We start from the raw sequence: 15553 nt of genomic DNA on the forward strand, positions 1-15553 counted from the left end.
TGTTTATGCGCGTCTATTCGGCTCTACATGCCCCATCTCAGTAAACTCAAGATACAGTCCTTCCGAAACCTTCGCTCTGTTGAAATACAGCCGAGTGAAGGTATCAATTTAATCGTAGGCCAAAATGGCTCCGGTAAAACTTCTTTGCTTGAAAGTATAAGTGTACTGGCCCATGGACGGTCATTCCGTACACACAAGTATCGACGATTGATCACTCATGATGAAACCGGTTTTACGGTATTTGGGGAGCTGGGGCACGGGCAAAGTGGTGTTCAGCAAAAGTTGGGTATTACGCGTGAGGCAAGAGGGGTTATCCGTATCCGTATTGATGGGAAACCAACCTACACCGCAGCGGAGCTTGCACAGCAGCTACCCCTTTTAATTTTAAACGCTTCCTCTTTCCAGTTGTTAGAAGGTTCCTCACGCCATAGAAGGCAGTTTTTCGACTGGCTGGTGTTTCACGTGAAACATGAGTATAAAAACTGCTGGAAGGACTACTCCAAATGCGTCAAACATCGGAATAGTTTGCTCCGATCTGGTAAAATTAGCGCCCCCGAGCTAGCCCCATGGGATAGGGAGTTAGTGCAGTTAGCGGAGCTAATAGAGGCTATGCGGGGCGATGTTTTTACCCAGTATAGAGAAGAGTTTTACCGGGTACTGAATACCTTTGAGTTTACGCACGATAAGAGCGGTGATATTGGCTCTAAAGACAGCCTTACGTTAAGTTACCACTCCGGCTGGAAAGAGGGCGTTAGCTATTCAAAGCAGCTAATCGCTAATCTGGATAGAGACACTAAGCTCGGTTACACCAGTGTTGGTTCCCACAAAGCTGATTTAAAAATAAGCTTAGGAAAGGTGCCAGCGGTAGAGTTGCTTTCTCGCGGCCAACAGAAATCCGTTATTACGGCTTTGTTTCTTGCAGAAGCTAACGTGTTTCATACGTTAACAGGCCGTAAACCGGTAATTTTGCTCGACGATCTACCGGCGGAACTTGATGCCGAAAATTTACAGACAGTGGGGGAGGCTATACGCCGGCTTTCTACACAAGTCTTTGTTACGGCTATTGAGCCAGAAATGATTACAGATTGTTGGCACCTGCCGACAATAGACACTTTAAAGATGTTTCACGTGGAACATGGGAAGGTCCAAGTTACCACCTAATGCACAAATAAGAGATGAACTCGAACTATGAGCGAAGAACATAACTACGACTCGTCAAGTATCAAGGTGTTAAAAGGCCTAGATGCCGTACGTAAACGCCCCGGTATGTATATCGGTGATACGGATGACGGAACTGGCCTTCACCATATGGTATTCGAAATTGTCGATAACTCGATAGATGAAGCGCTCGCGGGCCACTGTAGCGAGATTCGCATTGTCATCCATCCTAATGAATCGATCACCGTGTCTGATAATGGCCGTGGTATTCCAACCGAAATGCATGAAGAGGGTGTTTCGGCCGCCGAAGTAATTATGACCGTACTTCACGCCGGTGGTAAATTTGACGATAACACCTATAAAGTATCGGGTGGCCTCCACGGTGTAGGTGTTTCTGTTGTAAATGCGCTGTCAGCAAAACTAAAGCTCACTATCCGCCGCGGTGGACAAGTATGGGAACAGGTGTACAAGCACGGTGTTCCTCAAGCGCCACTAGCTGTAATTGGTGAAACCGATAGCAGTGGTACAGAAGTGCATTTTGTCCCCTCTGGCGAAACATTTACCAATATAGAGTTCCATTTTGAGCAATTAGCTAAGCGTTTACGCGAACTTTCTTTTCTTAATTCTGGTGTGCGTATCGTTCTACAGGATGAGCGTAGCGGGAAAGAAGAAGCCTATGAATATGAAGGTGGATTAAGAGCGTTTGTAGAGTACTTGAATCAAAACAAGAACCCCGTGAATAAGGTTATGCATTTTACAACGCAACGCGAAGAAGACGGCGTAGGCGTTGAAGTTGCAATGCAATGGAATGATGGTTTCCAAGAAAACATCTTTAGTTACACCAATAACATCCCCCAGCGCGATGGCGGCACACATTTGGCGGGCTTTCGATCGGCGCTTACGCGTGGTTTGAATACGTATATAGAGCGTGAAGGTATTGGTAAAAAAGAAAAAGTAAATACTACGGGCGATGATGCTCGCGAAGGCCTAACAGCTATTATCTCCGTGAAAGTACCAGACCCAAAGTTTTCTTCCCAGACAAAAGACAAGCTAGTGTCGTCTGAAGTAAAAACAGCTGTAGAGCAGGAGATGGGCGCATCGTTCAATGATTACTTGATGGAAAACCCACAAGAAGCAAAGCAAATTGTAGGCAAAATGATTGAAGCGGCCAGAGCGAGAGAAGCGGCGCGTAAGGCCCGTGAGATGACTCGTCGTAAAGGCGCTCTTGATATAGCAGGGTTACCGGGAAAACTGGCCGATTGCCAAGAAAAAGATCCAGCACTCTCTGAAATATACCTAGTGGAGGGTGATTCTGCGGGCGGTTCAGCTAAACAGGGCCGCGATAGACGCACACAAGCTATATTGCCGTTGAAAGGTAAAATCCTTAATGTTGAAAAAGCCCGTTTCGACAAAATGTTATCGAGCGTAGAAGTGGGTACGCTTATTACCGCATTAGGTTGTGGTATTGGCACTCAAGAATTTAATGCCGATAAACTTCGATATCACAGTATTATTATCATGACGGATGCTGATGTGGATGGTTCCCACATTCGTACGCTTTTACTGACGTTCTTTTTCCGCCAAACGCGCGAGTTAATTGAACGTGGCCACATCTTCATTGCGCAGCCACCACTCTACAAAATTAGTAGAGGCAAGCAAGAGCAATATATTAAAGATGATGAAGCGTTAATCGCTACTTTAACCAGCGCAGCCCTAGATACCTCCAAGCTGCATCTCTCGGCCGATGCGCCACCGTTAGCGGGAGACAAGTTAGAAACGTTGGTAAAAGACTATCGCGCAACTATGAGTGTTATTAATAAGCTCTCACGCGTATACCCAGAAGAAGTCTTGCAAGAGTTGGTCTATCTAGTGCCAATGGAAGCCGATACTATGGGCGAAAAAGCGCCGGTAGATGCTTGGGTGGTAAAACTTCAAGGTCGTCTCGATACTCTCAACGAACATTCTAAAACCCATAGTTTCAAAGCCCAGGTGATTGAAAATAAAGAGCGCGGTGAGTTCACGCCATTATTAACCGTAACGGCACACGGCGTAGACCACGACGTTCGTATGAGCTCTGAGTTGTTTGCCTCTGATGAATACCGAAACATCTGTGCGTTAGGTACACAGCTCGACGGGCTGTTTGAAGAGGGCGCCTATGTTGCAAAAGGTGAACGTCGTTTTGAGGTCGATAACTTTGCTGACGCGCTCGACTGGATAATGACCGAATCCAAAAAAGGCTACAATATTCAGCGTTATAAAGGGCTAGGGGAGATGAACCCAGAACAACTTTGGGAAACGACCATGGACCCAGAAACGCGCCGTATGCTGCAGGTAAGGGTTGAAGACGCCATAGCGGCTGATCAAATCTTCACGTGCTTAATGGGCGACCATGTTGAACCTAGGCGAGAGTTTATAGAAACGAATGCACTTGCTGTTGCAAACCTAGACGTTTAACCCAAGAGTAGCGGAGCAAGGATGCAGATATGAACATGAATGAAGACGATATTATTTACGGTGAAACCGTCAGTATTAAAAATAAAGTTTTCGCCGCAATACTGTGTTTTTTATTGGGTGTATTGGGTGTACACAGGTTCTATGTAGGCCGTGTAGTAACAGGTATTATTCAGTTTTTAACGTTAGGTGGTTTAGGTGTTTGGGCGTTTATCGATTTTATTATTATCCTCATGGGTAAGTTTGAAGATAGCGACGGCCTAAAATTAATTTGATACCCTATAAGTGTCATCATTAATTGCACAGTAAAAAGGCGAGTTTTTAACTCGCCTTTTTACCATTCGAATAAAAATAATTAGTTCCATTTTAATCAAAAATTATGAAAATAATAACCGCTAGTATTTTATTGTTTACGACATCTTTTAGTTGGGCCCATGGCGTATCGGAAGAAGCGTATGCCCGAATGGCTAACGCCACCGCTTTCGACTATATAGCACTCGGCGCGGAGCATATGCTAACGGGCTACGATCACCTGCTTTTTTTACTAGGTGTGGTTTTCTTTTTAGATAATGTAAAAGACATCGTAAAATTTGTAACAGCATTTACGTTGGGCCATTCACTAACACTTATACTAGCGACCGCTTGGGGTATACAGGCAAATTATTATCTTATCGATGCCGTTATCGCGCTAACGGTCTCGTATAAAGCGTTTGAAAACCTTGGTGGTTTTCAGCGCTGCTTACAGGTTCGATCACCCAATATTGTCGTCATGGTTTTTGTGTTTGGGTTAATTCATGGTTTTGGATTATCAACACGCTTACAACAATTACCGCTCAACAATGACGGTATTATCGCTAAGGCCATTGCTTTTAATGTTGGGGTCGAGATAGGCCAAATAGCGGTACTGTGCCTGTTTTTACTTATGCTGGCTGTTTGGCGCCGTCGCCAAAGTTTTATCGTATTTAGCCGAGTGGCGAATACCGTTTTAATATTGATGGGGGCTGTTTTATGTTTAATGCAATTGCACAGCTACCAACATAGTGCTTATGTAGATGACTTTCCTTTAAGTGACGATAATCACTATCACGCCCATGAAGATATCAATGCAGCGGAAAATAAAGAGCCTACGTTAAACTACCCAAAACGGGTGCACCTACCCAATGCACTGTTAACCCCGTCATCGGAAGCTTCTCCTGTTAGTCAGTAAACACTAAAGAGTAAAAACTATAATGAAAACATTTAATGCGATTGTAATTCTCGTGCTATTAACGTTCAGCTGCGCCAAAACAATAGCGCACGGTGATCACGACCATCATGAACCCATAACAGCCTCAAAAGCGAAAGAAATTGCGCTGTACATTACGGGCGAGTTTACGCAAAGAGATGTTGGCTTACCCTTTGGTCAATTACCGACTAGCTGGAAATCTTTGTCACAAGAATCCGCTGTGATCAAAGAACAAACGGACGAGTACTATATTGTAGCGATCGAAAATAAAGCTGTTGAAAAAACGTTGTTCATATTAATGGCGGCAACGGGCGAAGTGTACGATGCAAGTTTTGTGGGAGATTTTCCTTTACTGAACAAATAAGAGCGTAAAAATTATGGGGCCTGTTTGAAGGCCCCCGATTCTAGTGTTGGTTAAACCAGGTTTGGGTCTTTAACCAAGCGACTAGTTCATCAGCCATCTTTCGATGATTCTCAACACGAGGGTGCAAATTGTGCCAATGGTCGAATACATAATGGCTTAGCTGGCTATCTTCTGCTTCCATTTGCTTTACAACGGCCTTCCACGCAGTGATTAAACGCGTACTTTTTGCACCGCCAAACATACCACCACGAAGAATAACAATTCTACTATTGGGGTACGCGAGCCTCACCTCTCTTACCAAATCTGTGTAGCGTTTGGTGTAATCCGTTGGAAACGGAAGCTGTTTATTCGTCGTAAAGGAATCGTCGTTCTCACCAAAATTCATAAAAACAACGTGAGGGTTATAACTGCTTAAGTCAGCTTTTGGTGCGGTTGGGTCTGGATAATAACGGTCCCATACTTGGCCAATGCGATAAGCCTGATAACCCATGGAAATACCCACACCGCTAATGGCGATATTGCGATAATCGGCAGAGAAATCGCTTGCCACCATTGCGGCGTAACTTTTGGCGTTGTTATGAGTGGAGAAATCGCCCCATTGGTCTTCTTCCCCATCTTCGTTACAAGCACCTGCGGTAATGGAGTCACCGTAAAAGATAAAACGGTGTTTGGCATTAGAAGCCGGCAATGCAGCAACCTGTGCGCCATTATCGGTTACCACGCCTTCAAACCCTACATGCCCAACACTGGCTTCGGAACGCTTAAAGAGCGCTATAGTGTTCCAACCTTCCGATAAGGTTAGTGGGCTTTTAACTGTGCCATTCGTGGCTTTTAGTACGGCCTTGGTATCGCCAACCGTTAAGTCGAAATAAACATTACCTTCCAAACCGGAAAAGCGAAAGGCTAACGCGTTACCTTTAACCCGCGCTGTAACGGTCGAGCCCTGCCAAATAAGTACGGGCACCGCCTTATTCGCAAAATCTATACGACCCGAGTACTGAAAAGCACTGTTCGTGGCGTCTACGTTTTTCGCGACCGCCGTACCACTGCATAACAGCGTCGCCAGTAATGTAATGATGCCGCCAAATGTTGCAGCAAATTTTTTACGATTTTTTAACATAGCAAGTAAGCAATACGATACGTGTACCATTAACCTTTCCCTCAATGTGTTCTGGATTAGCGCAGAGTGAGATATTACGAACGGCGGTGCCGCGTTTGGCAGTAAACCCCGTTCCTTTTACGTCTAAATCTTTAATAATAGTGACGGTATCACCGCCGGCTAATAAAGCACCATTTGAATCTTTTGTTGCGACTAAATCATCGAAAAAGGCGGGATCACTTTGTGCCCACTCGAGCTTCTCGTCATCGATATACAGAACATCCAGAAGGTCGGATGCCCAAGCAGCTTGTTTATATTTCGTTAGTAACCGCCAAGCCATCACTTGCACAGCGGCCTCTGGGTTCCACATGGAATCTTTAAGGCAGTGCCAATGAGATTCGTCGAGGGTTACGGGGTTTGATAGCTGACCATGGCAAACCGCACATAACAGGATATCAACGTTTATTGAAACGTTGCCGGGAACCTCGAAACCGGTAAGTGAGTGTTCACTACCACATAGCTCACATTTGTTTCCACTGCGCGCTATTAATGTATCGCTTGATGACATGAGTGACTTCCTAACTGTTATGTAAATAAAGCGCGCGAGTGGCGCTGGTAATCCATAGTAGAGCGTTTAATAATTAGCGTATTCAACGTCCACTAAAAGTAGAGTTTAATGTCCTACCCATCGCCCGCGCATACTATCAATCCCGTGGTGGTTTTCCAATTAATGCCAGTATTAATGGTGATATTAGCGCTCGGTATTGGCGGCGGTATTGTTAACCCGCTGCTGGAATACCAACGTGATGCTATTTTAGAGGGAGAAATTTGGCGTGTTTTGAGTGGTCATCTTGTGCACCTAGGCGTAACACACACACTACTGAATCTACTTGGCTTTGTGTTAATCGCGTATATATTTAGAGCGCTAGTGTTGCCCATTGTCTGGTGGCTTAGTGTTTTCACGCTCGCCGTGGGAATTAGTATTTTATTGTTAATCTACAACCCCGCGTTACACTATTACGCAGGCCTTAGCGGCGTGTTACACGGCTTATTCGTTATGCTCGCAATTATAGCGCTATGGGCACCACGTGAATTTAACCGATTATCGTTGTTCACCATGCTTGTGTTTGTATTTGCAAAGCTCGTTTACGAACAAACAACCTACTATTCTGCAGGCTATATAGAAGCAGCGATGAACGCTCCCGTGATTGTTGATTCTCACCTCTATGGCGCGTTACTTGGTTTCGTTATTGGTTTTGTGAATGTTGCCTTTAAGCACGGATATAAGCGTGCCCTGAAAATGGCCGGTTAAAATGCTGTCATGCAGCATGTAATGCGCTAAACTTTATCTACCCCTCCACACCCGCCTACCCAATGGCCGGTTATGTGAAGTTCTACTAGTAACCCTAATAGGAGCTTTACCATGCTTTGGCAACCCGATGACACACGCGTTCAGCAGTCGGAGATGTGGCGTTTTATTGCCTATATTGATAACGCCCACTCGCTAGAAAAGCCCGACTACGCCTCCCTTTATACTTTTTCGATCGAAAATCCCGCTTTATTCTGGACTGAGCTCTTTCACTTTTTTCAGGTGACATTCGAAGGTGAACTGATACCTGCGGTAACCGATATTGGGTTCCATCATTACGGCTGGTTCCCAAACGTAAAACTGAATTTTGCCGAAAATTTATTGGCTAAAGGTGAAGATAAAACCGTAGCGATACAATCGTTGTTAGAAAACGGCGAAAAACAAAGCCTAACCTATGCCGAGTTAAAGCAACAGGTAGCCAGCTTACAACAACAATTGAACGACGTGTTTAAAGAAGGCAATGTGCTTGCCTGCTACATGCCGAATATTGCCGAAACCGTTATCGCAATGTTGGCGACTACCGCACTGGGAGGTGTGTTTACCTCAACGAGCGCCGATTTTGGAATTGAAGGGGTTATTGATCGTTTTGGCCAATCAAAGCCAACCGTACTTATTGCGTGTGCAGGTTATGAATATGGTGGCAGATATTTTGACTGTACCGCCAAGATAGCCAGTATCGTAGAACAGATACCCTCTATCAAAAAAGTGATTGTGGTTGACCGCTACCACTACCAACCCAACATCGGCAGTATACAGAATGCTGAATTTTGGCAACCCCAACCGGTAGGTGGCCGAACGGCCATTACGTATAAACGCAGAGCATTCAACGCACCGCTCTACATCGTGTATTCCTCCGGCACTACCGGCAAACCGAAGTGCATCGTACACGCCAATGGTGGCGTGTTACTTCAGCACATAAAAGAAATTGGCCTACACTGTGATCACAATGCTGATAAAACCCTGTTCTTCTTCACAACCTGTGGGTGGATGATGTGGAACTGGCTCGTTAGCTCACTTTATTTTGGCGGCACCACAATACTCTACGAAGGCTCGCCAGCTTACCCAAGCTTCGAACGTTTTATCCGGATTATCGACGACGAAAAAATCAATATATTTGGAACGTCACCTAAATACCTAAAAGCATTAGAAGACAGCAAGGTCGATCTAACCACGTTTAACTTTGGAACACTCGAAACAGTGTTGTGTACCGGTGCGCCGCTGTTACCCGAACAATTCGATTTTGTGTATAACCGGTTGAAACGGGATCTTATGTTGGCCAGCATCTCGGGTGGCACCGACATACTGGGCTGCTTTTTTCTCGGTAACCCAACCTTGCCGGTGTACCGCTCCGAATTACAGTGTGCAGGCCTAGGTATGGATTTAGCCTGCTTAAAACCCGACGGCACAACCGCAGCAAAAGAGCAGCAAGGTGAGCTGGTGTGTCGAAAAAGCTTTCCATCAAGGCCGCTATATTTTTTAAACGACCCAGGCAACGACACCCTATGCGCCACGTATTTTAATACCTACCCGGGCGTGTGGTATCACGGAGATTACATTGCAATAACCCGTCACGGCGGCGCAATATTCTACGGCCGAAGTGACGCAACCCTAAATCCAGGTGGCGTAAGGATAGGTACAAGTGAAATTTACCGCCAAACCGAAACTCTAGGCTATATAGAAGACGCAGTGTGTGTAGGCCAACACAAAGAGGGCGATATAAATATTGTACTATTTGTAAAAATGAAACTGGCAGAGCATTTGTCTGACGGGCGAATAGCTGAAATAAAACAGCGCATAAAAATGAATACCACGCCGCGACATGTACCTAGCGCCATCTACGCTGTACACGACATTCCCTATACGCGGTCGGGCAAAAAAATAGAACTTGCCGTAACACGCGTTATCAATGGCCAGCCTCTCACCAATAAAGAGGCAATCGCCAACCCCGAATGCCTAGAAGAGTATGCAAATTACTACTGCACGGCTGAAGCATAAAGCACGCTAGCCTACGCGAATAACACCGAATAGGCAGCGTGAAGCAGTTAAGCCAAAGGTAAAAAAAATAATGAAAGCGGTAGATTACTGAAAGTTACTGACGACGCGAAAAAAGCGTTAATCTCAATGTGTTTGAACCGTAGAAAAGGAGACTACCGTCATGAACCCATGGCTACTCTTATCTTGGGCACCGACTATTCATTTTCCACTCAGCGGTGATGTTGAACAAGACCTTCACCCAAACAACCACCAATTTTTTCAAGCCATACAAAAGCATGCTGGTGATAAAGTTATTGAAGAAAAAGTCTTTAATATTGCTACCTATGGACACCAACTAGCCCTACTAACAGACCTGGTTACCGAACTAGCGGCTAGCCAAAATAACCTATCGCCCAAAGCGGCTAAAGCCCTCGCTTCAATTCAAGACATTAAGCAACAGATAGAGCATTGTAAAAAAACTGAATATCAAACGCGTACGGAAACGTTACAAGCAGAACTGGCCGAGCTAACCCATAAAATAAGGACACCACCGTTGCAACGAGAACCATCCGAAAAACGCCATACGCCAGCACACCGTAAAGGCTAACGATTAAAGGGGCAAACTATGGATTTATTGGTATCGGTTATCACCAGCGGCATTGTATCGGGTCTTGTTGTTTTCCTATCGAAAGGCTTAGTAACACAACATTTTAAAAAAGATTTTGAAAAATTTAAAGTTGAACTACAAACCACCCAAAAGCTCGATATCGAGCGAAAAGTTCACCTTTATAAAGAAGAACAAATAAAACTCAACGAACTATGGATGATGATAGTTGATTTAACTGAAAAATACGGTGCCCTAGATCCTAATAAAAAAGATATAGAAACCGCCATAGATAATGTTGAAAAATATGTAGTCGGTAACGAAATCTATCTATACGAAGCGTTACTAGAAAAAGTAAAAGCATTATTGATAAAAATAGAAACCACGGAAGGCAAGGAAGATAACCTTAACGAAATTCATCAACTACGCAAAGAAATAGTGCACTTAATTAAGGTAAGAATAATATTTGAGTCATAAGGGAGACTGAGCGTGCATACCAAAATAAGACGAGACTTAAAAAAAATATTCGATAGAGAATTGGTATCGCCCAACTTTTTCTCTAACCGAGAAAAACAAAGCCTGAAAGGCCCGTATGCTTACCCTTCGGACCACGAACAGATAAGGAAAAATTTATTGGGTGGTCACAACCACGAAAAAATAAACAGCATCTTCTTGGAAGAAAACGAAGTTGAATTTCTAACAAGCCAAGAAGATTTTAAAAGCCTAATTGACAATGGTAGTTTCAACCCCTACAGCGACTACAAATTATGCGAATATTTTGTTAAAACAAAAACCATTAAGCTGCTCGATATTGTTTACACCTTTAAAGATAACCCTAAGCTAATAAAAAACGTTGTACATATTGGTAACAAAGGCTCCGGTAAAACAGCCCTACAAAATATTTGGCTAAAACAAAATAACGAAAAATTAGAAAGAAACAATATATTCTGGGTGAGATGTGATGGCCACAAACTATACCAACTATGGCTGGGCTTTCAAAAAGAACTCGAAGAAAACGACAATCAATACGAAATAATAGATGAAACCAACGATCTTAGTAGCCTTACGGTGAAACGGCTAGTCGATATAGACGAATATCTCGACATTCAATTTCTATATGTTTTCTCAAAATATTGCATGGACGAAAAAAGACCATTTTTTGAAAAAATTCTCAAAAATATGCAGAACGAAAAGCCAGTTGTAGATTACCCCGTTAGTAGAAACGATAGAACAACACAACCAAAATTATTGTACAGCTGCATAACCGACATCCGAACAACGATTAAAAAAGAAGAGGTAGATGAAGGCACCAACTATAGCTATGCTTATAAATGTGTTATGAAAGGTTCTATTGATACCTCCCAACTTGAAAAAAGGCGGTGGATAGCGATCTCCAAAAAATTACAGGCATACTTCCATCAACATGATATATGGATACTAAAAATTGTTGATGGCGTAGACAACGTGCATATCAATGAAAAAAGCGCAGAACCCTACTATAAGCACATGCTTACCGAAGCGCATAAGTTTAGTCGAAGGCGCCCAAAAGAGAAAAATATCCATTACATGGCACTAAGGGAAAGAACCCTAATAGATATTCTGGTTGGCCACCCCATTCAATTGGATACAAAGCTTTACTTAGAACAGCACTCCATTCACCACAGCCCAGCTTGTTTTAAAGAAATTATTACCCAGCGCTATGCCTTTTCAAAAGACAAACATTTTAAGACAGGTGGGCTATACGACCAAATAGCCCGGTCAATTGTGAGCAGTGTTAGCCCTGATGTTGGAGACCAAAGCCATAATAACGCAAGGGAATTCCTCCATAATAAATTAACCTTAATTTCACAAGTGTATTACCGTATAAAGCAACTGAACAAGCGCAACGTAAACCTAGAGTCACATATAAAAACGCTTAGGCCGAGAAATCGTTATCTAAATGGCAGGCTGTTTCTCAATACCAAAAGGCAATGGGGAGATCTCAATACAGAACCCGGTGTATGCTGTATGAATCTCTTCTATTTCGATCTCGATAACTACCCGTGTATGAGCCAAAACGACTGGGTTGGCCTCTGTAAAACCCGAATATTACAGATGCTTAATAAAAATAGCACGATTTCTGAAGCGCTAATAATTAACTACCTCTCTGAAGTATTACTTTACCCAAAAGCGTTAGTGCTCGATGACATAAAACACCTAAGAGCGTTTGGAATGATCGACTCCAAATACGACAAAGCCATAATGTATGTGATTAGTAAAAAAGGCCGGCGGTATTTGGAACACGTGTATTCCGACATCGATACGCTGTACTACTTTGCTTTAGATTCAGCGCTACCAGTAAAATTTATAGACAATCAGCTAGTGATAGGCCATAACAACTCATTGAGTACCAGAACATTCTATCCGTCCTGTGCGATTACAACGGTCACCTCTTTCGCGTTTTTTCTAATGAGAAAAAATGCATTAGAAGAAAAGGACAGAAATGAGTACGCCGGAGAAATATATGATTATCTAGGTAAAGTAGAACTGCCGTTATCAGACAGAAGCACTTATGCACACCTTTTAATAAGTACCAACCGCCTAGTAAAATCGATGGATGCTTCTGAGGCAAGAAAGGTTAGAGAAAGGCTAGAAAATATTAGCGCCGATTGTACGCGTTGCTAGTATAGAAAAAAGCGGGAGAGAGCAAGGTCTAGCACCATACCGCTAAACTGTAATAATTCACTATGAAAATAGCGAAATAAGATTATGCAAAACCAAAAAGTCTTTAGAAGCGCAAAAAAAACCATACGACAAAAAATCGGTAACGCAAACGCGTGGCTAGTTTATTGTTGTCTTCTATTTGTCATATGTTGTTCACTACACACGCAGACCAGCGATTACCACAATAAATAGTTCCAACAAAATCAATCACTTCCCGTGTATTACCGGCAATACTTATCCCAACAAGTAAACGTAATAAAGCATCGTGCATTGCCATTTCTTTAGGTTTTCTTCAGGTAATTAAGATTGCACTGCGCCACTATTTTTTAGCGTTAGGGCGGTATTTCATTAAACCGTACCAATACACGCAATATAGGCAGGCATTACCAGAGTAGAAACAAGTGTATTCAACGTTATGCCTCACCCCTGACCCTAAAAAAAAGGAAATAGCATGTCTTACAACCAACCAACCCATCGTTCCATACAATTCTGTGTAGGTGTTCTTTTCGTCTGTTTTGGCCTCACTGCGCAAGCAAGCGATACGTTAGACCCTAATGAAAGGCTTTACAGCGGTGATTACTTGTTATCGAATAACGGAAATTATAGGGCCACCTTGCAGGGAGACTCAAACCTAGTGGTACGTTCAACGGCAGATGGCACCGTTGTCTGGTCCTCGGGCACCAAGACTGATCGAAATACTTATTTCACTATGCAGGGGAACGGGAATCTTGTGCAATACAATTTAGAATCGCAGGCCATTTGGAGTACTGGCACAGGTGGCAACAGTGGCGCCAAACTGGTATTGGAAGACGATGGAAACCTCGTAATCTATGACAGTAACAATAACGAGATATGGGCGCTAGAAACAAATAAGCTAACGGGAAGGTTAAATCCAGGGCAAAAACTAACGTCCGAAAATAACAAATACATCCTGACTATGCAATTGGATGGCAACGTAGTATTACGCCGAACATCAGACGGAAAAGCCCTGTGGTCTACCGCTACTAATGTAGGCAAAGCGTTTCTTTCTATGCAAAATGACGGCAACCTTGTGGTATACCGTACGAACGGAACTGCCTTATGGGCCTCCAATACTAATGACTCTTCTGGCCTGTATGTAATACTAAAAAATGACGGCGACCTCGATATTAAAAACGCAAGCAACACCACGATATGGTCTACTAATTCCCGTGAAAAAGTGTGTACTACGAGCCTAGTACGTTACTGGGGAGGTGGTTACCAATGGGGTGAAATAAGCTATAACCCAAGCCAGTCTTGCTACGTTAACGTACCGGTATATTATTATAATCCGTATTCAATATCGATATTCGGCTGTTCTGTTTTCCCAGAATATAAAGGCTTTACTAATCGCACCATTTGCCAATAGTCACGCGTGAGTATTAACACCATGAGAGGTAACTATAGTTCCTCTGTGTAACCGCCCAGTACATCGTGGCTTGCAAAAGCTTTCTCTTATTATTTAGGAGAAAGCTTTTTTGGTCAATAGAGCAATGAATCACCCCGTAAAACGTATACTGTTTATTGAGTGCGTTTAGTGTTTATGACCGCAATCCATTGGATAATTACCCTCGCCGCGCAACGCATAATCCACCACTTCTCACCCGTACTTTATAGTGGCCCCAATTTTTTTGGCAGAAACATATTCACGCTGCGCCTAATAAATAATTTAAACGCCGCCCCCTATGTTGACACCACATTCTCGCAGCCGTGAGAACATCCAAAGGTTAAGCCTTACTAACGCTACAATAATATAATACAACGCGATGGAGGTTATGAATGCCGTAACACGTGGCTAAACGTGCTAGCAAGCGACAAGTTTGGTAGGGCAGGGCGCAGCTGATAAGTGTAAAAATTATCGTGAGTGCGTACAGGTAAAATAGTGTTAACGTTCTAGTGGCGCTTTAACGAAGGTTCGCAGACGGGTTCACTACGCGCGTGTTAATGTTGCTATTGCCTATATTGCCACGTGTAGCGGGGCACATAGGTTTAGACTGAGATAGATCTAGGTGTATAGGTTGAAGCGTGGAAAGTTGGGCGTTGTTCATAAACGTCCTAGGGATACTGAAAATAATTAGGGATAATTGGATATGAGTGCCATTGAATTTAGTTGTTTTAACCGCGTTAAAGCGGAAGATCTTATGCGTGTAATTAACGAAGATTCTCTGAGAACGCATTTAATTGATCATCCGTATTTTGATACCAACAGCACTCAAGCATGGATGAAGGGTAAGATTAAAACAGATGCGGTACAGGGTTGCCGTATTCGAGTAGTGTATATAAATGGCGTGGTCGCAGGCTGGTGTGGCATTCAGCCAGATGATAATGGCTTTGAGCTTGCGATTGTAATTTCACAAAAATTCTGGGGCTTTGGTGTATCAATATTTAAAACACTCATGCGATGGGCTAAGGAACTCGGCCATAAAGAAGTGCTTTTTCACCTGCTTGAAAGTAGGCCTGAATACAAAGCACTCCATAAAATGTCCACCAAAGTAGTTAAAACAGAAATGGCAGGCCGATACTTTACAACTTACCATGTCTCAGTTGGTTAAGAGTATCCGCGAAATATTTTGACAGGTAACTCCGCC

Annotated in this window: 15 protein-coding genes; 12 read left to right on the forward strand and 3 right to left on the reverse strand. The window is 43.3% G+C overall.

Going from position 1 to position 15553, the window contains the following annotated elements:
- Positions 1–27: 27 nt before the first annotated feature.
- The 5 genes from recF (at position 28) to H5647_RS03675 (ending at position 5198) form a co-directional block, all read left to right on the forward strand.
- Positions 28–1161: a DNA replication/repair protein RecF gene (recF, locus tag H5647_RS03655; protein WP_045856406.1), complete on the forward strand. Its 1134-nt coding sequence runs from the start codon at positions 28–30 to the stop codon at positions 1159–1161.
- Positions 1162–1188: 27 nt separating this feature from the next.
- The gene (gene gyrB, locus H5647_RS03660) at positions 1189–3612 is read left to right on the forward strand and encodes a DNA topoisomerase (ATP-hydrolyzing) subunit B (protein WP_045856408.1); all 2424 of its coding nucleotides are present in this window, start codon (positions 1189–1191) and stop codon (positions 3610–3612) included.
- Positions 3613–3641: 29 nt separating this feature from the next.
- Positions 3642–3884, forward strand: a complete 243-nt coding sequence (locus H5647_RS03665) for a TM2 domain-containing protein (protein WP_200911624.1) — start codon at positions 3642–3644, stop codon at positions 3882–3884.
- A gap of 104 nt (positions 3885–3988) precedes the next feature.
- Positions 3989–4816 (forward strand): HupE/UreJ family protein, encoded by an 828-nt coding sequence (locus H5647_RS03670; RefSeq protein ID WP_045856410.1) that lies wholly within the window; start codon positions 3989–3991, stop codon positions 4814–4816.
- Between the two features lie 22 nt (positions 4817–4838).
- Positions 4839–5198 (forward strand): DUF6488 family protein, encoded by a 360-nt coding sequence (locus tag H5647_RS03675; RefSeq protein ID WP_045856412.1) that lies wholly within the window; start codon positions 4839–4841, stop codon positions 5196–5198.
- A 40-nt stretch (positions 5199–5238) separates the two neighbouring features.
- Here the strand turns inward: H5647_RS03675 and H5647_RS03680 are convergent, their stop codons facing one another.
- Positions 5239–6348, reverse strand: coding sequence for a GDSL-type esterase/lipase family protein (locus tag H5647_RS03680; RefSeq protein ID WP_082086948.1), 1110 nt, complete (start codon positions 6346–6348; stop codon positions 5239–5241).
- Entirely contained in the window at positions 6302–6865 is a 564-nt protein-coding gene (locus tag H5647_RS03685) for a PhnA domain-containing protein (RefSeq protein WP_045856416.1), read from the reverse strand. The genes H5647_RS03680 and H5647_RS03685 overlap by 47 nt, the downstream gene beginning before the upstream one ends.
- 108 nt (positions 6866–6973) lie before the next feature.
- Between H5647_RS03685 and rrtA the strand changes: the two genes are divergently transcribed.
- From rrtA to H5647_RS03710, 5 genes are all read left to right on the forward strand, one after another.
- Positions 6974–7609: a rhombosortase gene (rrtA, locus tag H5647_RS03690; RefSeq protein WP_045856418.1), complete on the forward strand. Its 636-nt coding sequence runs from the start codon at positions 6974–6976 to the stop codon at positions 7607–7609.
- 111 nt (positions 7610–7720) lie between these two features.
- Positions 7721–9661, forward strand: coding sequence for an acetoacetate--CoA ligase (locus tag H5647_RS03695; RefSeq protein WP_045856420.1), 1941 nt, complete (start codon positions 7721–7723; stop codon positions 9659–9661).
- 160 nt (positions 9662–9821) lie between these two features.
- Positions 9822–10247, forward strand: a complete 426-nt coding sequence (locus H5647_RS03700) for a hypothetical protein (RefSeq protein ID WP_052691851.1) — start codon at positions 9822–9824, stop codon at positions 10245–10247.
- A gap of 18 nt (positions 10248–10265) precedes the next feature.
- The gene (locus H5647_RS03705; RefSeq protein ID WP_045856422.1) at positions 10266–10721 is read left to right on the forward strand and encodes a hypothetical protein; all 456 of its coding nucleotides are present in this window, start codon (positions 10266–10268) and stop codon (positions 10719–10721) included.
- A gap of 12 nt (positions 10722–10733) precedes the next feature.
- Positions 10734–12908 (forward strand): hypothetical protein, encoded by a 2175-nt coding sequence (locus H5647_RS03710; RefSeq protein ID WP_045856424.1) that lies wholly within the window; start codon positions 10734–10736, stop codon positions 12906–12908.
- A 181-nt stretch (positions 12909–13089) separates the two neighbouring features.
- Here the strand turns inward: H5647_RS03710 and H5647_RS22300 are convergent, their stop codons facing one another.
- Positions 13090–13218, reverse strand: a complete 129-nt coding sequence (locus H5647_RS22300; RefSeq protein ID WP_268871339.1) for a hypothetical protein — start codon at positions 13216–13218, stop codon at positions 13090–13092.
- A 180-nt stretch (positions 13219–13398) separates the two neighbouring features.
- Here H5647_RS22300 and H5647_RS03715 point away from each other — a divergent pair, with 180 nt between their 5' ends.
- Positions 13399–14334 (forward strand): PQQ-binding-like beta-propeller repeat protein, encoded by a 936-nt coding sequence (locus tag H5647_RS03715; protein ID WP_052691852.1) that lies wholly within the window; start codon positions 13399–13401, stop codon positions 14332–14334.
- Between the two features lie 721 nt (positions 14335–15055).
- On the forward strand, positions 15056–15517 hold the full coding sequence (locus H5647_RS03720; RefSeq protein WP_045856426.1) for a GNAT family N-acetyltransferase: 462 nt from the start codon (positions 15056–15058) through the stop codon (positions 15515–15517).
- The last annotated feature ends 36 nt before the right edge of the window (positions 15518–15553 follow it).

This window comes from Teredinibacter purpureus (genome assembly GCF_014217335.1).
GTDB lineage: Bacteria > Pseudomonadota > Gammaproteobacteria > Pseudomonadales > Cellvibrionaceae > Teredinibacter > Teredinibacter purpureus.